Origin of the sequence: Streptomyces sp. NPDC056948 (genome assembly GCF_042674225.1) — a bacterium.
GTDB classification, from domain to species: domain Bacteria; phylum Actinomycetota; class Actinomycetes; order Streptomycetales; family Streptomycetaceae; genus Streptomyces; species Streptomyces purpurascens.
The window spans coordinates 1-18,559 of sequence record NZ_JBHUQX010000037.1; the positions used below are offsets into that span (position 1 = coordinate 1).

Consider the following 18,559-nt stretch of genomic DNA (forward strand, 5'->3'; position numbering starts at 1 on the left):
CCTGGGAGAGGTCGGCCTGTTCGGTGACGATGCCGACGGGCGACGGCTCGATGACCGTACGGCCGGCGCGGGTCACGGACAGGCTCAGTGCGCCGGTGCTGTCGTCCAGGGATATCCGTGCGCGGGGTGCGTGTGCGGAGGCGGACACCGTCCAGGTGTGCTCCTGCTTCTCGGCCCGGGCGGGGGCGGTCGTGAGGAGTGCGGCCGCGAGGCCGGTGCACAGCGCGGCGACCGTGGTTCTGATCGGAACAGCCATGGAACCCTCCGAGGTGTGTGGGCTTTACGGCAGTCCCCAGGCGGGGCCCGGTTCGCCGGCGGTGACCGGCGCGATGACGAGGTCGGGGCGGGAGCCGGAGTGGACGAGCACCTCGCGGCCCTTGGGCAGGTCGATGGAGAGCACGCCGTCGCCGAGGTCGCGGGTGCGGGCGGGGCGGCCGTCGTCGAGGAGCACGGTGAGGGGGCCGCCGAGCCCGTGCTTCAGCTTGAGCGGCTCGCCCGCCAGGCTTCTGATCCGGATGAACCGGGTCTTCCCGGCCGTGCGGACGGCGCTGACCAGGAAGGCGCCCTGCGTGCGGAAGTCGTGCAGGGTGAGGTCCGCCCACGTGCTGGGGACGGCCGGGAAGACGCGGATCACGCCGCCCCAGCTCTGGCAGAACATGTCGTGCAGGGACTGCGAGGCGGACAGCGGCGTCTCGATGACCGGACCGGCCTCGGTGTAGTGGGTGTTGGCCTGGCAGGGGTAGCGGGTGGAGGTGTCGAAGAACTTCCGCAGATAGGTGAGCGCGGTGTCGCCGTCGCCGGTCATCGCGTACATCGAGGCGGCACCGGTGTAGCTGTAGCCGCGGTGGGCGCCGGTCAGCGCGTGCCAGTGCTCGATCGACCTGGTGATCAGGTCGCGGTTCTCGGGCTGGTCCCAGTTGACGAGGTACAGCGGATACACCATCAGCAGGTGCGAGTAGTGGCGGTGCGACTGGGCGTACGGGGTGCCGGCACCGATCATGTAGCCGTTGCCGTCGACCGGGTAGGGCGTGAGTTTGGCCAGCACCTCGTGCCAGCGCGGGGCCGACGCGTCGTCGATGCCGAGGAGTTCGGCGGACTCGATGAGGGTTTGGCAGGCCCAGCGGATCAGGGCCAGGTCATAGGTGGTGTCCTGCGGCGGTACGACGGGGTATTCGGGCGAGAGCGTGCTCGGCAGGTGGAGCTTGCCGTCGCTGCCCGGGGTGAGGAAGTGCAGGTAGTAGGCGACGGCCCGGCGCAGCAACGGGAAGACCGTGTCGCGCAGGAGGGCCTTGTCCATGGAGTGCCGGTAGGACAGCCACACGTTGTGCAGCGCCCAGGTGAGGTTGCCGACCTCGGAGCCGGAGCCGGGCCTGCCCACCTCCCGGTTGGCGAACATGTCGGAGCTGCGTCCGACGCCGGAGCTGTCGGCGCGGTAGGCGGCGGGCACGTTGGCGATGAGCTGATCCTGGTTGCGGCGCAGGGTGGTGGCGAGCGCGTCGAGTTCCAGGTGGTTGGAGCCGTGGACGAGCCAGTACTCGAGCTGGATGTTGAGGTTCCACCAGACCGCGGGCCAGGGTGTGGGCTCCAGCCACGGCCCGCAGGTGGCCATGACGGGGCCGTCCGCGCGGCTGGCGGAGGCGACCTTGTAGAGCTGGATCCAGTGGAAGCTCTGCAGCCGCTGGTCGGGGAACGAGACGAAGCTCTTCTTGTAGAAGGCGTGCCACCAGCGGGTGTGCCGTCGCCTGAGGGTGTCGTACGAGGTCGCTCGCCGCAGGTTGCGGAGTGAGTCGGCCTCGGCGCCGGTGGTGGAGGGGGCGCTGTGCCCGACGCTGAGCAGCAGTTCGTCGCCGTCGCGCCGGTAGGCGGTGGCGGTCTGGCCGCCGGTGAGGGGCTGGAGCACCTGCTCGGTGCCGTCGGCGGCGGTGCGGGTGGTCCAGGGCGGGTTGGGGGTGTAGTCGGCGGGCGGAGCCTCCTGGATCTTCCGGGGGCTGATGGCCTCCTCGGGGTGGAAGGTCCAGACGGCGCGTTCGCCGCCGGAGGCCCGGACCCGGACGGCGAGCACCTCGTCGTGGACGAGGGCGGAGAGGGCGAGCGTGCCGGCGGTGGTGGTGACGGTGCCGGTGAGTTCGGCGTTCCACAGGCTCAGCCGCCAGTCGACGGCGGTGACAGTGCCGACGGGGTCGAGCGTCAGATGCCCCACCGGCAGACGGCAGGTGCCCCAGCCGCTGCCGAACTCGGGGCGGTGGTCCTGGACCCGGCCGTGCTGGACGGTGAAGCGGATGCGGTTGGCGTCCGGCTCCCGGTAGATCATGCTGCCGAGCAGCCCGTCACCCAAGAACGGGCCCTCGTACCAGCGGGTGGGCAGCCTGGTCCACAGCAGGTCCTGGCCCCGCAGGAACGTCGCCCAGGCACCGTCGCTGGTCATGGTGTCGCGGAGTCTCCAGGGGCGTCTGCCGCTCCCGTCAGCGGCGGACGGCACCGAACGTTCCGGCTCCTCCGCGTGGGCTGTTCCGGGCAGTGCGGCTGCTGCCGCGCCCGAGAGCGCGGTGCCCAGTACGGCTCTGCGGGCCACCTTCGCATGGTGCTCCGGCTGTGAGGTCATGCGTCCTCCAGAGCTGACGGCTCATCAATACATCGGGTGTATCGCGGAACCTAGCAGCACTCGTACACCTGTCAATGACCCCAGTGGCACGACTCATCCGATGTATCGCCACGGCGTGGAACGTCAGCCGCGCAGCCACGGCGCGAGCATCCCGCCCCGCTTCAGAGATCCGAGGACCATCGACACATCCACGGACGCCGCCTCGTCCAGCCACGGGGAGCGCGTCACGAAGTCATGGAGGGCCGCCTCGTCCGGGAAGGCGGTCAGGGCGAGCAGTTGACGCTCGCCGGTGACGAAGCTGACGTACCGGACGTGCGGGGACTCCGCGAGCGCCGCCGCCACCCCCTCGACCGCCGCCGGGACGGCGCGCACCCACAGCACGGCCTCCACCGGCAGTCCGAGCAGCACCGGTTCGATCACGGCCCGGACGCGGACACGCCCCTCCCGGCGCAGGGCGCCCAGCCGGCGGCGGGCGGTGGCCTCGGACACCCCGGACACCCGGGCCAGTTCGTCGTAGGTGCACCGCCCGTCCTCGGCCAGGGTGTTCACCAACAGGCGGTCGGAGCGGGCGAGTTCGGCACCGTCGTATGCGGGCAGGAGGTCCGCCGACGCGGCGGCGGTGCTCGCGGGCGTGCCCTCGGCCAGTGCGGCGATCTCGGACTCCGTGAGCAGGCCCGCGTGCCACTCGCGGATCGTCCGCACATGCCGCAGCACCGGCAGCGTAAGCGTCCGTACGACCCCCGGCAGGCCCGGGAGCTCGTCCATCACGAGTCCCGCGAGCCGGTCGCGGGGGCACTGCACTTCCGCGACGCAGTCCCAGGTCCCGGTCAGGACATGGGCGAAGACGCAGTCGGGGCGGCGGGCCAGCGCGGTGGCGACGACGCGGGCCTGGCCCGGAGCGCAGCGCACGCCGATCACGGTGCTGCGGCCGCGCACCACCATGGCGCCGATCCGTACGAGCCCGGAGTCCAGCAGGCGGGTGCCCCGGCGGACGACGGTGCGTTCCGGTTCGACGAGGGCCGTGGCGATGCGGTGCCAGGAGGCACGGCCGTCGATCTGCAGCGCGCTGATGATGCGCCGGTCCAGCGAATCGGCCACGAAGCCGGGGTGCGGTGCGTCCATCGGCCTGAGCGTATGGCCGATTCCGTCGATTTCACAGGGATCGTTGTTCCCTTCCGTCAGCCTGCCCCACGCTGCCGGGAAGCCGGATCCCCTACGGAGGTGGCCGACGTGACCGCGACTCCTGGAAGTCCCCCTCGCCACGAGACGACCGCGCCCTTGCTCGCCCCCGTCTCCCGGCGCGGGCGGCTGGCCGTCCTCGGGCCGGGCCTCGTCCTCGCCGCCACCAGTGTGGGCGCCGGCGACATGGTGACCTCACTGGCGGGCGCCGCCGGCTACGGCATGGCCCTGCTGTGGGCGATCCTCGTCGGTGTCGTCCTCAAGTACGCGCTGACCGAGGCGGTGGGGCGCCTCTATCTGGGGAGCGGTCTGACCGTGATCGCGAGCCTGCGCGCCGCCGCCCGCTGGCTGCCGTCCGCCTTCTTCGCGTTCGTGCTGGTCATCGGGCTGCTGTACGGGGCGGCCCTGAGCTCGGTGGCCTCCCTCGCGCTGACGACGCTGTTCCCCGCGCTGCCGCTGAGGCCGCTGGCCGTGGTGATCGCGCTGGCGTCGGCCGGGCTCGTGTACGTGGGCCGGTACGCACTGTTCGAGCGGGTGATGAGCGGGTTCATGCTGGCCAAGTTCGTCGGCATGGTCGTACTGGCCGTGGTCACGCTCGTCACCTTGGACGACCCTTCCGCGCTGGTGTCCTCGCTGCGGCCGCGGCTGCCGCAGGGCGATGTGGTCACCGTGCTGGCCCTGGTCGGCGGGGTGGGCGGCACGGCCGGGGTGGCCTCGTACAGCTACTGGCTGCGGGAGAAGGGCTGGCAGCACCGGAGCTGGCTGCCCGTCATGCGGGCCGACTCGGCAGTGAGCTACGGGGTCACCTTCCTGTTCGTGGTCTGCACCTCGATCGTGGGCACCGGCCTGCTGTACGGCAGTGGCCGGACGATCACCGGCAACGACGGGCTGGCCGCGCTGGCCGAACCGCTCGGCGCGGACCTCGGGTCGGTGGCACGGGTGCTGTTCCTGGGCACCTTCTTCCTCGTGACCCTGAGCGCCTTGGTCGGCGGCTTCAACGCCCTGTGCTATCTGCTGGCCGACTCGCTGCGCACCCTGCGCGGGGTGCCGGACGCCGAGGCGGAGCGGCACATGGGCCAGCGCAGCCGTTCGTTCCGCCTGTTCGTGCTGTACTGCGCGGTCACGTCCGTGGCGGTGACCTTCGTGGGCAAACCGGTCCCGCTGGTGCTCACCTACGCCGCCGTGGGCTCCCTCGTCCTGCCGCTGCTGTCGGGGGCGCTGCTGGTGCTGCTCAACCGGCGCGGCCTGCGGCCGCCGTACCGCAACAAGACCGTCTCGAACGTGCTGCTGTCGAGCTCCTTCGTCCTGTTCGGGGTGCTCGCCGCGGTCCAGATCAAGGAAACCCTGGGAGGACTGTGAACCCCGCCGACCTGTGCTTCACCACCGCGACCGACCTCGCCGCCGCCCTGCGCCGGCGTGAGGTGTCCGCGCGTGAGGTCGTCACCGCCCACCTCGAACGCGTCGACCGGGTCAATCCGTCGGTGAACGCGATCGTCACGCTCGTCGCCGACCGGGCGCTCCGGCAGGCGGCGGAGGCGGACGAGCGGCTCGCCTCGGGGACGGAGGTCGGACCTCTGCACGGGCTGCCCGTCGCGCACAAGGACCTCCACGACACGGCGGGCATCCGCACCACGTACGGCTCACCCGTCTTCACCGACCACGTCCCCGCCCGGGACCATCTGGTCGTCGAACGCCTCAGGGGTGCCGGGGCCATCACGCTCGGCAAGACCAACGTGCCCGAACTCGGCATGGGTTCCCACACCGTCAACCCCGTCTTCGGCGCGACGCGCAATCCCTACGACCTCGCGCGCAGCGCCGGCGGCAGCAGCGGCGGCGCGGGGGCCGCCCTCGCCTGCGGCATGCAGCCGCTCGCCGACGGCAGCGACACCGGCGGCTCCCTGCGCAACCCGGCGTCCTTCAACAACGTGGTGGGACTGCGGCCCTCCCCCGGCCGGGTCCCGTCCTGGCCCGACAAGGCACCCTGGGGGCAGTTGTCGGTGAAGGGCCCCATGGCACGGACGGTTCAAGACGTCGCGCTGATGCTGTCCGTCCTGGCCGGGCCTGATCCGCGCAGCCCGCTCGCCCTCGAAACTCCGGGTTCCGCCTTCGCCGCACCGCTCGACGGCGACATCCGTGGCCTACGGGTCGCCTGGTCGCCCGACCTCGGGGGGAGCGTGCCCGTCGACCCAGAGGTCCGGGACGTGGTGCGGGGCGCGGTGGAGGTGTTCGGCGCGCTGGGCTGCGAGGTCGAGGAGGTCTGCCCCGACCTGTCCGGCGCCGACGAGGCCTTTCTCATCCAGCGCGCGTGGCAGATGGAGCTCGCCTACGGGCCCCTGCTGGACGAGCACCGGCACCGCATGGCGCCGGACGTGGTGTGGAACATCGCGGAGGGCCGCAAGCTCACAGGGCCGGACCTGGGCCGCGCCCAGGTGCTCCAGGCCGCGCTCTTCCACCGGGTGCGTGAGTTCTTCGAGTCGTACGACGTCCTGCTGCTGCCGGTCAGCCAGGTCGCGCCCTTCGACGTCAGCCTCCCCTACCCCGCGTCCGTGGACGGCACCGGCATGGAGACGTATCTGGACTGGATGCGCTCGGCCTACCTGATCACCATGACCGGCTGCCCGGCCCTGTCGGTCCCGGCCGGCTTCACCCCGGCCGGGCTGCCGGTCGGGCTCCAGGTGGTGGGGCCGCACCGGGGGGACACGGCCGTGCTGAGGGCGGGGCACGCCTTCGAGCAGGCGACGCGGGTGGGGGAACGGCGACCGGAGGTCGTTGCCGCGGGCCCGGCGGAAGGCGGTCGGCCATGAGCCCCCGCAGTGTCGTGGTCGTGGGTGCGGGCATGGCGGGGCTGGCCACCGCCTGGTTCCTCCAGGAGGCCGGCGTCGAGGTCACCGTGGTCGACCGCCGGGGCGTGGCGGCCGGCGCGTCATGGGGCAACGCGGGCCGGCTCTCCCCCGCGCTGACCGTCCCTCTGCCCGAACCGGCCGCCCTGAAGCTGGGGTTGCGCACGCTCCTCTCCCCGCCTCCCCGCTCTACATCCCTCCACGCCCGGATCCACGGCTGGCCCGCTTCTGGCCGACGTTCACCCGGAACTGCACCCGCCGGAGCCGGCAGGTGGCCATGGCCGCTCTCGCGGCGCTGAACCGCGGCGCGCTCTCGGCCTACGACGATCTGGCCCGGGGCGGCGTCGCCGAGCCGACGCGCACGGGCGAGGCCTGTCTGCCCACCCGGCCCACCTACTTCGCCGAGCGGCGCGTGGTCTGCACTCCCCTCGGCGACCGGGTGCGGGTGGCGGGCATGATGGAGTTCACGGCACCCGACCGCCCCGCGGATCCCCGCCGCGTCCAGGCCATCGTCAACGCGGCCCGGACCCTGCTCCCTTCGGCCGACCTCACCCGCCGCACCGACGTATGGGCCGGCCCGCGCCCGTGCACGCCCGACGGCCTGCCCCTGGTCGGCCCCACCCGCTCGCCCCGGGTCCACGTCTGCGGCGGCCACGGCATGTGGGGCATCGCTCTCGACCCCCTCAGCGGCAAGCTGCCGGCCGAGTCGGTCGTCACGGGCCGCCGGGCGCCCGAGTTGACGGCCCTGCATCCGCTGAGGTGAGGGAGGCGGTCAGTCGAGGGGGACGCCTGTGTGGTGCTCCAGGGTTTCGATGAGGCGAGTCTGGAACTCTTCGTCCTGCGAGGCCGGGTGGGGTGTCTGTACCTGCTGGTGGAACCAGTAGCCGCCGGTGCCCGGGGTCACGTCCGGGTGCGTGGCGAGCCAGACCTGGGTCCGGTGCCCGGCGGTCAGGTCGTCCGGGGCGCCGCGACCGCCCATGCGGGTGGGGACCCACCCGGGGTCGACCGCGTGGCTGGACGTTCCCTCCCAGCGGGACGCGAAGGCGAGCGCGAGCGCGGTGACCCAGAGCTTGGTGTCGTCGTAGGAAGCGGTACCGGATATCAGCCGTCGCAGGTCGGCGGAGCCGGTCCGGTGCATGGAGCTGCTGAGGTAGACGAGCCTGGCCGGCTTCTCCATCAGTGCCGTCAGCATGTACGGCGCGACGGTGTTGACGGTGACATCCTCCGGGCGGTTCATGACGCCGGCGTTGTGGATGACGGCGTCGAAACGCCCGAACCCGGAGGCTTGCCGGGCGACCCCGCGGATCTCCTCCGGCTCGGCGAGGTCCCCGGTGACCACGCCCTTCCAACGGGCCGTGTCACCCACCTCGGTGAGACGAGCCGGGTTACGGACGTGGATGACCACCTCGTGTCCGCCGTCGGCCAGCGCGTCAGCCGTGTCGCGCCCGAGTCCGCCGGCCGCGCCGGTCACCAGGACCAGTGCCATGTCGGTCAACTCCCGTCCGGGGCCGTGGCGGTGGGACCCCCGGGGCCGGCGCGGAGCATGGCCTTGTAGAGGGCGTCGTGCTCGGGCGAGTCGGGCAGAGGGCCGCGGGCCGGGGCCTCCAGGGACTGGATCAGCAGGGCGACGACACGGCGCCAGGCATCGGGGGCGGCCTCACCGGTGGCGTTGACGACACCGGCGTTGGCCATGTGGATCAGCACCAGGTCCGAGGGGTCGAAGTCCTCGCGCAGCCGGCCGGTGGCCTTGGCACGGCCGATGAGCTCGACCATGGACGCGTAGGCCTCGTCGCGGCGCCGCTCCAGCGCTTTGGCGGTGGGGAAGGTCATGGTCAGGACGTCGGCGAAGCCGTAGTCGGCGGCCTGCATTCCACAGGCCGTCTCGATGTAGCCGACGAAACCGTTCCAGGGGTCGGGATCCTCCAGGGCGACCGCGACCGCGTCGGCGTAGGCGTCCATGCGGTCGGAGAAGACGGCGGCGACCAGCTCCTCCTTCGTCGGGAAGCGCCGGAACATCGTGGCGATCCCGACCCCCGCCTCACGCGCCACAGACGCCATGGAGGCGTTCAGGCCGTCCCGCGCGAACACCAGGCGCGCGGCGGCGATGATCCGCCCCCGGTTGCGCTCGGCATCGCTGCGCAACGGCTGTACGGCGGGGCCATCGGATTGCGGGGCGCGGCGGGTCATACCGGCCAGTCTAGCTACCGGTATGACCTATCCATTTCTAGGCCCGCAGCACGGCTTCCAGGCACGCAGCACGGCCGGAGCGTCCGGCACGGACGCCTGCCCGGTGAGGTTCTCGGGGCGCAGGATCGTCTCCAGTTCCTCGGCGGTGAGCAGACCCGCTTCCGCGGCCAGATCCTTGATGCCGCGGCCCGAGGCGAGGGCTTGGCGGGCCAGCGTGGTGGCGGCGGCGTAGCCGATGTGCGGGGCGAGGGCGGTCACGAGGCCGATGGAGCGGTGGACCGTGCCGCGGAGGTGTTCGCGGTTGGCGGTGATGCCGGGGACGCAGCGGACGGCGAGCGTGTCGCAGGCGGCGCGCAGATGGGTCAGGGAGCGCAGCAGGCTGTAGGCGATGACGGGTTCGAACGCGTTGAGCTGGAGCTGTCCGGCCTCGGCGGCCATGGTGACGGTCAGGTCATTGCCGATCACCTCGAAGGCGACCTGGTTGACGACCTCGGGGATCACCGGGTTGACCTTGCCGGGCATGATGGACGAACCGGCCTGCACCGGCGGCAGGTTGATCTCGCCGAGCCCGGCCGTGGGGCCGGAGGACATCAGGCGCAGGTCGTTGCACGTCTTGGAGAGTTTCACCGCGACGCGCTTGAGGACGCCGGAGAGCTGGACGAAGGCACCGCAGTCCTGGGTGGCTTCGATGAAGTCGCCCGCGGGCCGGACGGGTTCACCGCTGATGTCCGCGAGATAGGCGCAGGCGAGTTCGGCGTAGCGGGGGTGGCCGTTGATGCCGGTGCCGATCGCGGTGCCGCCGAGGTGGGACTCCAGCAGCAGGGCGGCGGCCTCGGTGAGCCGCTGGCGGTCTTCCTCGATCATGACGGCGTAGGTGGTGAACTCCTGACCCAGCGTCATGGGGACCGCGTCCTGGAGCTGGGTGCGGCCCATCTTCAGGACGTCGCCGAAGTCCGTCGCCTTGCCGGTGAAGGCCGTGGCCAGCGCCCCGAGGGAGTCGCCGAGCCGGCGCAGTGAGGTGACCAGGGCGAGACGCACGGCGGTGGGATAGACGTCGTTGGTGCTCTGCCCGATGTTGACGTGGTCGAGCGGGTGGATCACGTCGTAGAAGCCGCGCGGATGGCCGAGGATCTCCAGGGCCCGGTTGGCGATGACCTCGTTGGCGTTCATGTTCGTCGACGTGCCGGCCCCGCCCTGGACGGGGTCGACGACGAACTGCTCGTGCAGCCGTCCGGCGCGGATCTCCTCGCAGGCGCCGATGACCGCTCCGGCGATGTCCGGCGGGAGCAGACCGAGATCACGGTTGGCCTGCGCGGCGGCCTGCTTCACGGCGGCCAGTGCGGCGATCAGGTCGGGGAATCGGGCGATGGTCGAGCCGGTGATCGCGAAGTTCTCCACGGCCCGCACCGTGTGCACGCCGTAGTAGGCGTCGGCGGGGACCTCCTTGTCTCCCACCAGGTCGTGCTCGATGCGTGTGCTCCGCGCCATCTGATGCTCCTCGTCCGGGCGGGCCCCTTGACAGGCCCCCGCTACCGGCCTCAGTGTTACCCGCCAAAACGCAGAACGCAATATATTGCATTTGGCAGGAGGTCTCATGGGCACCGATCACCCCCGTCCCACCAGCACAGACACCCCACCGGCCCGGCGCGCAGGGTTCTGGCGGCGCTGTCGGAAGATGCCGATCGGCATCCAGTCGATCATCGCCGTCGGGCTCGGAGCCCTCATCGGAACCCTCACCCCGTCGGCCGGCGAGCAGATGAAGATCCTCGGGGAGGTGTTCCTGAACCTGGTGCAGGTCGTGGTCCTGCCGCTGGTCTTCCCGCTCATCGTGCTGGGCATCGCCCGCATGGAGTCGGTCAAGAAGGTCGGCCGGATCGCCGGCAAGGCCATCCTCTACTTCGAGATCGTCACCACGGTCATCCTGCTGATCGCGGTGGGACTGGCGAAGTTCACGGGCATCGGCAAGGGCGCCCCCGTCCAGGGGGCCGACGCCAAGGACCTGGACGGCATGAGCCAGGGCATCGACTTCCACGAACTGGTCCTGCACGCCTTCCCGAAGAACATCTTCGAAGCGTTCGGCGAGGGCAATCTGCTCGGCGCGATCGTCTTCGCCCTGCTCGTGGGCGTCGCCATGGCCGCGATCGGGGAGAAGTCCGAGCCCTTCGCCGCCGTCCTGGAGTCCGTCGCCTCGGTGATGTTCAAGGTCGTCGGCTACGTCATCCGCATCGCACCCCTGGGCGTCCTCGGCTTCATCTCCTACGATGTCGCCCACTACGGCTTCGGCAACCTGCGCAGCCTGCTGGGCTTCATCGCCGTGGTCTACGCGGGCCTGGCCATCGTCATCGGCGTGCTCTTCCCGCTCATCGCCGCGATCTACCGCATCCACTACGTCGGGCTGATGAAGTCGATCGCCGGGCTGGCCGGGATCGCCTTCGTCACCCGCAGCTCCGAATCGGTGCTGGCCCCGCTGATGGGCAAGCTCGAGGCGTTCGGCCTCAGCCGCTCAACGACCTCGTTCGTCGTCCCTCTCGGCTACTCCTTCAACACCGACGGCTCGGTCCTCTACCAGGCCGCCGCCCTGGTCTTCCTCGCCAACGCCTACGGCGCCGACACCTCGCTGCCCGCCCTGCTCCTCATGGTCGGCGTGCTGGTGATCCTCTCCAAGGGCATGGCCGGTGTCGCCTCCGCCTCCATCGTCGTGCTCATCGCCGCCGGCAACTCCATCGGCCTGCCCGCCGAAGGCATCGCCCTGCTCCTCGGCGTCGACTTCATCGTCGACATGGCCCGCACCGGCGTGAACGTCATCGGCAACTCACTCGCCGCAGCCGTCGTCGACAGCTCCGAGAAACGGCGCGAGGCCAAACACGGTGCCGACGGCCTCCCCCGCACCCCGGCCGGGACCGAGGCCACGGCCCTCCAGAAGGAACCCGTCCAGTGACCGCCTCCCCCTCGGAGATCATCGGCATCCTCGGCGGCATGGGCCCGGCCGCCACCGCCGACTTCTACGCCAAGCTGGTGTCGATGACGCCGGGCAGCAGCGACCAGGACCACCTCAGGACGGTCATCTGGTCCGACCCGACCATCCCGGACCGCACCGCGGCCCTGATCGGCGACGGCCCCGACCCGACCCCCTGGCTCCTGCACGGCGGGCGTGTCCTGCGCGAGGCGGGCGCCACCGTCATCGCCATCCCCTGCAACACCGCCCACGCGTTCGTTCCCCGCATCGCCGGCCATGTGGGCCTGCCCATCGTCCACATGATCGGCGAGGTCGCACGTCATCTGTCCACCCTGCGGCCCCAGGTGCGCACCGCCGGACTGCTCGCCACGACCGGAACCGTCCGAGCGGGCCTCTATCAGGAGTGGCTTGACCGCTACGGAATCAGCCTTGTGCTGCCCGGCCCCGACAGTCAGCGGGACGAGGTCATGGCCGCCATCCACGCGGTCAAGGCCGGGCGACGGGACGCCACGGCCACCGAGCCGCTGGTGCGTGCCGCGCGCGGGCTCACGGCCCAGGGGGCACAGGTGATCATCGCGGGCTGCACGGAGATCCCTCTCGGGCTGTCCGACGGAACGGTCGAGGTCCCCCTCATCGATCCGGCCGTAGTCCTGGCTCAGGCTCTGGTCCGCCGGATGCGCGCTGCATGAGGACGAAGGCGGGTGACGGGGATGCGGAGCGGCGACCGATGTACTGTACGCAATATGTCACTCGACAGCCCTGTCTCCCGCCGTCTCCTCAGCGACGAGGTCTTCCACCGTCTGCGCGACTCCATCGTGCGCGGAGAACTCGCCCCCGGGGAAAAGGTCAAGGACGGCGAACTCGCCGAGCGTCTCGGTCTCAGCCGCACCCCGGTGCGCGAGGCGCTCGCCCGGCTCGCCGACATCGGTCTGGTCGAGGCCAAGCCCGGCGTCTACACCCGGATCACCACCCTCAACCGCCGCGACGTCGAGAAGACCCTCGCCGTCCTGCACTCCCTCGACCAGCTCGCCATCGAGACGGCCGTGCCGGTGATGACCGAGCAGGACCGGCAGCGCATGCGCCAGGCCAACCGGGACTTCGAACGGGCCGTCGCCGCCAACGACACCGATGCCGCCCTCGCCGCCGACGACCGCTTCCACGCCGTCCCCATCGAGGCGGCGGACAACCCCGTCCTCAGCCGGATCGTCGAGCAGCTCCACCCGCTGATCCATCGCATCCTCTACCGCAAGTTCTCCACGCTCCTCGGCGGCCGCAACACCATCGAGCACCACGACCAGCTCATCGACGTCTGTGCCGGCGGCGACGCCCGGGCCGCCGCCGAACTCTCCGGACAGCACTGGTCGGAGCTCGGCGGCCACATCAGCCGGCTCTTCGACACCAACCAGTTCACGGAAGCCGCGCCCGCCTGACAGGGCCGCTGCCGCCTTCAGCTCCGGCCCCGCCAGGAGCAGGCCGCCGTTCCCCTCGCCGGCACGGGGACGCTGAGCACCGCGCCGGAGGCCGGGGTCGGGCTCGGCACCCCGTACCGGGCCGTGGTGACGAAGAGGCGGTCGTCGCCGGGGTGCAGGCAGACCGAGGTGGGGTGCGGGGCGGGCACCGTCAGGGTCTGGAGCAGGCGGCCGTCCGGGTGGTACCGGCGGACCGCACCGGCACCCCACATCGCGACCCACAGGCAGCCCTCGTCATCGACGGTCATTCCATCGGGGCCGCCCTCGGCCTCGCTGAGGCGGGCAAAGGTCTCGGGGCCGCCCGAGAGGTCGCCCGAGACCGGGTCGACCCGGCAGCGGAGGATGGTTCCCGCGGCCGTGTCGGCGAGGTACAGGGTCGTGCCGTCGGCGGTGAAGGCCGGACCGTTGGCGATGGTCAGGCCGTCGAGGACGCGTACCACCGTGCCGTCGGGGTCCGTTCGGTAGAGCGAGCCCGCGCCGTGGGTGCCGTCGTAGGCCATGCTGCCGGCCCAGAAGCGGCCGGCGGGGTCCGCGACGCCGTCGTTCATCCGGCTGGGGAGCGGGGTGCGGTCCTCGGGGCGGTCCAGCCACTCCAGTGCGCCGTCGGGGCTGAGCAGTGCGATGCCGGTGCCCGCGGCGGCGATCCAGGTGCCCGGCCGGCCGGCCACGGGCGCGACGGCGCCCAACGGCACGTCGAGCCGGGCCAGTCGGCGCACGGTCGGCCCGTCGACGTCGCGCAACTCGAAGAGCCGGCCGCTGAGGATGTCGACGTACACGTACCGGCCGTCGACCCAGCGGCCGCCCTCGGCGAGTTCGTATTCTCCGTCCACCACCACCGCCGTGGGCGCTGCCGTGGATGTCATGTCCAGCCTCCTGGATCAGCGGATGGTCAGCGGATGGTCGTGCCGTCGGGCTCGTCGAACAGGCCGAGTTCGTCCCGTGTCGGCAGGCCTTCCCAGTCGCCCCGGGTGGCGACGGCGAAGGCCGCCGTGGTGACGGCCCGGTGCAGCCGGGCGGGGATGTCCGCGCCGTCGAGGAGTCCGGACAGGTACCCGGCCACGAAGGCGTCGCCCGCGCCGACCAGATCGACGGCGTCGACCTGGCGAGCGGCGCGGTCGGTCGCCCCTTCGGCGGTGAAGCTGGTCGCGCCGCGTGCGCCACGTTTGACGACCACCTCGCCGACACCCGCGGACAGGAGGCTGTGCACGGCCTCCGACTCGGCTGCGGCGGGCCGTTCCAGCACCAGCGGCAGCTCGTCCTCGGAGGCTACGAGCAGGTCGATGTGGGCAAGCAGCGGCCTGAGGGTGGTGCGGGCCCGGTCGTGGGACCACAGCCGGGAGCGGTGGTTGACGTCGAGGCAGACGGTCATGCCGGCGTCGCGAGCGGCCTCGGCGGCGGCGTGGACCGCCTCGGCCGCCGACGGGCCGAGCGCCGGGGTGATGCCGGTCAGATGCAGGACGCGGGATCCGGAGGCCAGCGCGGGCAGGACATCGGCCGGTGAGACGGCCGAACCCGCCGAACCGGCGCGGTAGTAACTGACACGCGTGAGTGTGCCCAGGCGGGGTTCGGTCAGCAGCAGTCCCGTGGGCCGGCCGGTGTCGTCGACGGCCGCGTGCTCGGTGTCGATGCCCTCGGCGCGCAGCGTGCGCAGCACCAGGGCGCCGAGTTCGTCCGCACCCACCCGGCCGGCCCAGCGCACCCGGTGCCCGAGCCGGGCGAGGCCGATGGCGACGTTCGATTCGGCTCCCGCCACGGACAGTCCGAGACTGCCGCCCAGTCGCAGCGCGCCCTGGGCTCGGAGTGCCGCCATCGTCTCGCCGAAGGTCACCACGTCCGGTGCGGCCGGTTCCGTCACGGCCCCTCCCCCGCGACGACCTTGCGGAACTCGGCCGCGCGAGCGCGGAGTTGCCCCACGTCGCCGCCGTCGGCCGCGTCCCCGACCAGCGGTGAGCCGACGCCGACGGCGAGGGCGCCCCGGTCCAGGTACGCACGGGCGGCCGACGCGTCCACTCCCCCGACCGGGACGAAGGGCACTTCGGGGAACGGGTCGCGCAGGGCCCGCAGATAGTCCGGTCCGCCGAGGGAACCGGGGAAGAGTTTGATCGCGTCGGCGCCCCGAGCGAGGGCGACTTCGATCTCGCTCGGTGTCAGGGCGCCCATCAGCACGGGTACGCCGTACGCCTCCAGCCCGTCGACCAGCGCCGGAGTGACGAGGTAGGTGGCACCGGCGTCGACGGCGCGCGCGGCGTCCGCGGCCGAGCGCACGGTGCCGGCGCCGAGCAGGGCGCCCTGGCCCAGGTCGGTGCGCGCCTGCCTGATCACGGTCAGGGCGTCGGCGGTGGTCAGTGAGACCTCGATGGCGGCGACGCCTTCCTCGGCGAGGGTGCGCACGGTGCGCAGCGCCGCGGCGGGATCCTTGCCGCGGACGATCGCCAGCAGGCGGTGGGCTCGGAGCGATTCCACCAGGTTCATGGGAGCGGGCTCTCCTTGTGCGTGGGGTGCGACGGACTCGACGGTGTCACCACTCGGTGAACGCCCCGTCGGCGCCCCGCCATACGGGGTTGCGCCAGCGGTGTCCGGTCTCGGCGGCGCGGCGTACGGCCTTCTCGTCGATCTCGACGCCGAGGCCCGGGCGGGATCCGCGGACGGCGTAGCCGCTCTCGAAGCGGAAGGGTTCGGGGTCCATCACGTACTCCAGCAGGTCGCACTGCTGGTTGTAGTGGATGCCCATGCTCTGTTCCTGGATGAGGAAGTTCGGCACCGAGAAGGCGATCTGCAGGCTGGCGGCCAGGGCGATCGGGCCGAGGGGGCAGTGGGGAGCCAGGGCGACGTCATGTGTCTCGGCCATGGCCGCGATGCGGCGGACCTCGGAGATGCCGCCGGCGTGCGACAGGTCGGGCTGGGCGACGGCGATGCCGCTGGCCAGTACCTCGCGGAAGTCCCAGCGGGAGTAGAGGCGTTCGCCGGTCGCGAGCGGGATGTTCGTGGACTCGACCAGGCTGCGCAGGTGGCCCGAGTGTTCGGGCAGGACGGGCTCCTCGACGAACAGCGGGTGCAGTGGTTCGAGGAGGGGCAGCAGGCGGCGCGACATGGCGGTGGAGACGCGGCCGTGGAAGTCGACGGCGATGTCCCGCTCGGCGCCGAGCACCTCGCGGACGGCCGCGACGCGTTCGACGACCTCGGCGGTGCGTGCCGGGGTGTCGATCGGGGCGAGTTCGGCCGAGGCGTTCATCTTCACGGCGGTGAAGCCCGCCTTCATCTGCTCCTCGGCGAGCTCCGCCACATCGCTCGGCCGGTCGCCGCCGATCCAGGCGTACATCCGGACGCGGTCCCGCACCGGGCCGCCGAGGAGACGGTGCACGGGGGCGCCGTAGGTCTTGCCGGCGATGTCCCACAGTGCCTGGTCGATGCCGGCGACGGCACTGGAGAGGATGGGGCCGCCGCGATAGAAGCCGCCCTTGGTGAGGACCTGCCAGTGGTCCTCGATGCGCAGCGGGTCGCGGCCGACGAGGTAGTCGGCCAGTTCGTGGACGGCGGCGCGCACGGTGTCGGCGCGTCCCTCGACCACGGGCTCGCCCCAGCCGGTGATGCCCTCGTCGGTGGCGATGCGCAGGAACAGCCAGCGCGGAGCCACCAGGAACGTCTCAAGTCCGGTTATCTTCAAGGAGTTTCCTTCGGCAGCGTGTCGGTCACGTTGTCGTCGTGTTCTTCCCCGGCCCGTAGGGCCGCCAGGTCGTCGGAGGCCTGGGCCAGGAGTGACGCGACGGCGGCCACGGCGGCGTCCGGGTCGCCCGCTTCGACCGCGTCCAGCAGTTCCTGGTGCACGGGTATGGAGTCGGAGAAGTGCTGGGCGCCGTGCACGATCCGGTCGCGGACGCGCAGCCCGGCCTCGATGACGACCTCCATGCGGCTCAGCAGTTCGTTGTGGGCGGCGTCCAGCAGGGCGCGGTGGAAGGCCAGGTCCGCCTCGACCATGGCGTCCGCGTCCGTCCCCGCCGCCGCCATCGCCTCGAGCGCCTGCCGCATGGCGTCCAGGTCGGACGGCGTGCGGCGGGCGGCGGCGAGCCGGGCTCCGGCGGGCTCGACTATCGCGCGCACCTCGGCGAGGTCCTCCAGGAAGCCGTCGGTCGGAGCGCTGCTGCCCTGCCAGCGCAGCAGGTCGCTGTCGAGCAGGTTCCAGTCGGCCCGCGGCCGAATAGTCGTACCGCGCTTCTGCTTCGACTCGAGCAGGCCCTTGGACGCCAGCACGCGCATCGCCTCGCGGACCACGGTCTTGCTGACGCCGAGCTCCGTCTCGAACCTGACCGGGTCCACCACGGAGCCCGGGGGATAGTCGCCGCGGATGATGCGCCGGCCCAGCTCCTCCACGGCCTGGCCGTGCAGCCCCTTACCGGGATGGGTCACCACGTTCTCCGTTTCCGCTCCGGTCCTTGTCGCTGATGGCGCACACGGTGGGCGCCGCTCACGAGGACTCCTTCATGACGCTCCATCCTCCATCGACCACGAGGCTCGCTCCGGTCACATAGGAGGCGTCCGCCGATGCCAGGAAGGCGACCGCTGCGGCCACCTCCTCCGGCTGCCCGAAGCGCTTGGCCGCCGTGGCCGCCACGCTGCGCGCCCGGTCGGGCTCCGGGATCCCCTCCCAGGCGGCGGTGAGAATGGGGCCGGGCAGCACGGTGTTGACCCGGATGTCCGGCCCGTACTCGACGGCCAGTTGACGGCCCAACGAGCACAGAGCGCCCTTGGCCGCGGCATAGGCGGCGTGGCCCGGCAGGCCGATGACCGCGTGCACCGAGGAGGTGAGGACGACCGACCCCGAGGACTTCCGCAGCAGCGCCGCGAAGGTCTTCATCGCCCGCCAGGCCGGTTTGAGCAGCACGGCCATCTGGCCGTCCCACTCGGCCTCGCTCAGTTCGTGGGCGCGCTTGTTCAACTGGGCGAAGGCGTTGCTGTGCAGCACGTCGAGGCGTCCGTGGCGCTCCTCGACATGGCGGCCCAGGTGCTCCCAGTCGGCGGCCGAGGTCACGTCGCAGCGCAGGTACTCCGCGCGTCCCCCGCCGGCCTCGATGTCCGCCACGACCGTCTTGCCGGCGGTGTCGTCCACGTCCGTCACCACGACCGTCGCGCCCTCGGCCGCGAGTCTGCGTGCCGTGGCCGCGCCTATCCCGTGCGCCGCGCCGGTGATCACCGCCACGCGCCCCGCCATCCTGTGGCATTCCGTCATCGTGCGCCTCTCCCCTCCGCTGCCCGCGACCGTCCTGCGGCCTGCGTCCATCATAGCTGTTTCAATTAATAATGAATATATTCTTGACGGGCTGGTGAGGAC

Annotated in this window: 18 protein-coding genes and 1 pseudogene; 7 read left to right on the plus strand and 12 right to left on the minus strand. The window is 71.7% G+C overall.

Features of this window, described 5'->3' with window-relative positions; all coding sequences use genetic code 11:
- The 3 genes and pseudogenes from ACFTZL_RS07255 to ACFTZL_RS07265 all read right to left on the minus strand — a co-directional run.
- Nucleotides 1-256, minus strand: a pseudogene (locus tag ACFTZL_RS07255) (alpha-galactosidase); the annotation flags it as partial.
- A gap of 24 nt (nucleotides 257-280) precedes the next feature.
- A complete protein-coding gene (locus tag ACFTZL_RS07260) occupies nucleotides 281-2,602 on the minus strand; it encodes a Tat pathway signal sequence domain protein (protein ID WP_382579317.1) in 2,322 nt (773 codons plus the stop codon).
- A gap of 123 nt (nucleotides 2,603-2,725) precedes the next feature.
- Entirely contained in the window at nucleotides 2,726-3,724 is a 999-nt protein-coding gene (locus tag ACFTZL_RS07265) for an Lrp/AsnC family transcriptional regulator (protein WP_382579319.1), read from the minus strand.
- A gap of 108 nt (nucleotides 3,725-3,832) precedes the next feature.
- Here ACFTZL_RS07265 and ACFTZL_RS07270 point away from each other — a divergent pair, with 108 nt between their 5' ends.
- The 4 genes from ACFTZL_RS07270 to ACFTZL_RS07285 are packed head-to-tail and all read left to right on the plus strand — an operon-like array spanning nucleotide 3,833 to nucleotide 7,384.
- Nucleotides 3,833-5,140: an Nramp family divalent metal transporter gene (locus tag ACFTZL_RS07270; RefSeq protein WP_382579320.1), complete on the plus strand. Its 1,308-nt coding sequence runs from the start codon at nucleotides 3,833-3,835 to the stop codon at nucleotides 5,138-5,140.
- Nucleotides 5,137-6,585, plus strand: coding sequence for an amidase (locus ACFTZL_RS07275; protein WP_382579322.1), 1,449 nt, complete (start codon nucleotides 5,137-5,139; stop codon nucleotides 6,583-6,585). The genes ACFTZL_RS07270 and ACFTZL_RS07275 overlap by 4 nt, the downstream gene beginning before the upstream one ends.
- A gap of 32 nt (nucleotides 6,586-6,617) precedes the next feature.
- Nucleotides 6,618-6,920, plus strand: coding sequence for an FAD-dependent oxidoreductase (locus ACFTZL_RS07280; protein WP_382579361.1), 303 nt, complete (start codon nucleotides 6,618-6,620; stop codon nucleotides 6,918-6,920).
- Nucleotides 6,899-7,384, plus strand: a complete 486-nt coding sequence (locus tag ACFTZL_RS07285) for an NAD(P)/FAD-dependent oxidoreductase (protein WP_382579323.1) — start codon at nucleotides 6,899-6,901, stop codon at nucleotides 7,382-7,384. The genes ACFTZL_RS07280 and ACFTZL_RS07285 overlap by 22 nt, the downstream gene beginning before the upstream one ends.
- A gap of 9 nt (nucleotides 7,385-7,393) precedes the next feature.
- Here the strand turns inward: ACFTZL_RS07285 and ACFTZL_RS07290 are convergent, their stop codons facing one another.
- The 3 genes from ACFTZL_RS07290 to ACFTZL_RS07300 are packed head-to-tail and all read right to left on the minus strand — an operon-like array spanning nucleotide 7,394 to nucleotide 10,296.
- On the minus strand, nucleotides 7,394-8,107 hold the full coding sequence (locus ACFTZL_RS07290) for an SDR family NAD(P)-dependent oxidoreductase (protein ID WP_382579325.1): 714 nt from the start codon (nucleotides 8,105-8,107) through the stop codon (nucleotides 7,394-7,396).
- 5 nt (nucleotides 8,108-8,112) lie between these two features.
- Complete coding sequence (locus tag ACFTZL_RS07295) at nucleotides 8,113-8,808, minus strand: TetR/AcrR family transcriptional regulator (protein ID WP_382579326.1); 696 nt, start codon at nucleotides 8,806-8,808, stop codon at nucleotides 8,113-8,115.
- Between the two features lie 27 nt (nucleotides 8,809-8,835).
- On the minus strand, nucleotides 8,836-10,296 hold the full coding sequence (locus tag ACFTZL_RS07300) for an aspartate ammonia-lyase (protein WP_382579328.1): 1,461 nt from the start codon (nucleotides 10,294-10,296) through the stop codon (nucleotides 8,836-8,838).
- A gap of 187 nt (nucleotides 10,297-10,483) precedes the next feature.
- Here ACFTZL_RS07300 and ACFTZL_RS07305 point away from each other — a divergent pair, with 187 nt between their 5' ends.
- The 3 genes from ACFTZL_RS07305 to ACFTZL_RS07315 are packed head-to-tail and all read left to right on the plus strand — an operon-like array spanning nucleotide 10,484 to nucleotide 13,194.
- Nucleotides 10,484-11,746 (plus strand): dicarboxylate/amino acid:cation symporter, encoded by a 1,263-nt coding sequence (locus ACFTZL_RS07305; RefSeq protein WP_382579329.1) that lies wholly within the window; start codon nucleotides 10,484-10,486, stop codon nucleotides 11,744-11,746.
- Nucleotides 11,743-12,453, plus strand: a complete 711-nt coding sequence (locus tag ACFTZL_RS07310) for an aspartate/glutamate racemase family protein (RefSeq protein WP_382579330.1) — start codon at nucleotides 11,743-11,745, stop codon at nucleotides 12,451-12,453. The genes ACFTZL_RS07305 and ACFTZL_RS07310 overlap by 4 nt, the downstream gene beginning before the upstream one ends.
- A 54-nt stretch (nucleotides 12,454-12,507) precedes the next feature.
- The gene (locus tag ACFTZL_RS07315) at nucleotides 12,508-13,194 is read left to right on the plus strand and encodes a GntR family transcriptional regulator (RefSeq protein WP_382579331.1); all 687 of its coding nucleotides are present in this window, start codon (nucleotides 12,508-12,510) and stop codon (nucleotides 13,192-13,194) included.
- Nucleotides 13,195-13,211: 17 nt separating this feature from the next.
- Here the strand turns inward: ACFTZL_RS07315 and ACFTZL_RS07320 are convergent, their stop codons facing one another.
- From ACFTZL_RS07320 to ACFTZL_RS07345, 6 genes are read right to left on the minus strand one after another with little or no spacing between them, the layout of a single operon-like run.
- The gene (locus ACFTZL_RS07320; protein WP_382579333.1) at nucleotides 13,212-14,096 is read right to left on the minus strand and encodes an SMP-30/gluconolactonase/LRE family protein; all 885 of its coding nucleotides are present in this window, start codon (nucleotides 14,094-14,096) and stop codon (nucleotides 13,212-13,214) included.
- Nucleotides 14,097-14,122: 26 nt separating this feature from the next.
- Entirely contained in the window at nucleotides 14,123-15,043 is a 921-nt protein-coding gene (locus ACFTZL_RS07325) for a sugar kinase (protein ID WP_382579363.1), read from the minus strand.
- A gap of 41 nt (nucleotides 15,044-15,084) precedes the next feature.
- Nucleotides 15,085-15,705 (minus strand): bifunctional 4-hydroxy-2-oxoglutarate aldolase/2-dehydro-3-deoxy-phosphogluconate aldolase, encoded by a 621-nt coding sequence (locus tag ACFTZL_RS07330; protein ID WP_382579335.1) that lies wholly within the window; start codon nucleotides 15,703-15,705, stop codon nucleotides 15,085-15,087.
- 46 nt (nucleotides 15,706-15,751) lie between these two features.
- Nucleotides 15,752-16,897 carry a galactonate dehydratase gene (gene dgoD / locus ACFTZL_RS07335; RefSeq protein WP_382579336.1) on the minus strand — a complete coding sequence of 382 codons (1,146 nt, stop codon included), beginning with the start codon at nucleotides 16,895-16,897 and terminating at the stop codon, nucleotides 15,752-15,754.
- On the minus strand, nucleotides 16,894-17,640 hold the full coding sequence (locus ACFTZL_RS07340) for a FadR/GntR family transcriptional regulator (protein ID WP_382579338.1): 747 nt from the start codon (nucleotides 17,638-17,640) through the stop codon (nucleotides 16,894-16,896). Before ACFTZL_RS07340 ends, dgoD begins: the two co-directional genes overlap by 4 nt.
- A 55-nt stretch (nucleotides 17,641-17,695) precedes the next feature.
- Nucleotides 17,696-18,457 (minus strand): SDR family NAD(P)-dependent oxidoreductase, encoded by a 762-nt coding sequence (locus tag ACFTZL_RS07345; protein ID WP_382579340.1) that lies wholly within the window; start codon nucleotides 18,455-18,457, stop codon nucleotides 17,696-17,698.
- Nucleotides 18,458-18,559 lie beyond the last annotated feature (102 nt).